At 49.3% G+C, this 722-nt stretch carries 1 protein-coding gene; it reads right to left on the reverse strand.

The features are described 5' to 3' along the window. Window positions 1-722 (reverse strand): PAS domain S-box protein (locus EXE42_RS15710; RefSeq protein WP_137706927.1); only part of this gene is annotated, 722 nt, incomplete at both ends.

Genomic DNA, 722 nt, shown 5'->3' on the forward strand with positions numbered 1-722 from the left:
TTTCTACTGGTGACATCTCGAAGGACACCAGCTGTTCCACGGAATTCATTTTCGCCAATTAATGCGATCCGGTTCTCGACAATCTTAGGCTCGCCGTTACGCGATTTAAGTTCGAATTCCGATCGTTTTGACCGCTGATCGGTCGTAATTAGATCATCAATCTGCGATTGGATATGAGCGATGTCGTTCTCATCCATCCCGACTGATGGGTCTACACCGATCACGTCCTCTCCGTACCCGAACTCTCGCTCTGCGGCATCGTTGACGAATGTGAATTTTCCATTAGCATCGAGCGCATATACTGGGTCATCAACTGCTTGAAGAATGGTCTCGTACCGTTCGACGTCTAAGAGTTGGTTCTGGTGTTCGATTTCAATCCCAATCCGCTGTGCGAGAAGGTTGGCAAACTCGTGTTCGTCGCGGTCAAACGTCTCTGACCGCGGCTCGCTACTCGTAAAGTTGATCGTTCCGTATAGTTCTCCATCAACAAAGACTGGCACGCCGATATACGCGACGCTGTTCTCAGACGCTGGATGCGTTCCGTAATCCTCCACAGACGCGTCGGCGAACGATATGGATTCGAGAAGATCTTGATTGAGTGTGGCTTCACACAGCTGATCCGAAATATCGTATGTCGTCTCTTTTTCGCGCTCGGTCGTCGAACCAACCGTGTACTCAATCTCGATTGTTGAGTTCTCTACTTTCGTAAGAATTCCAGTGTC

The sequence above is a fragment of the Halorubrum sp. SP3 genome, assembly GCF_005435195.1.
GTDB lineage: Archaea > Halobacteriota > Halobacteria > Halobacteriales > Haloferacaceae > Halorubrum > Halorubrum sodomense.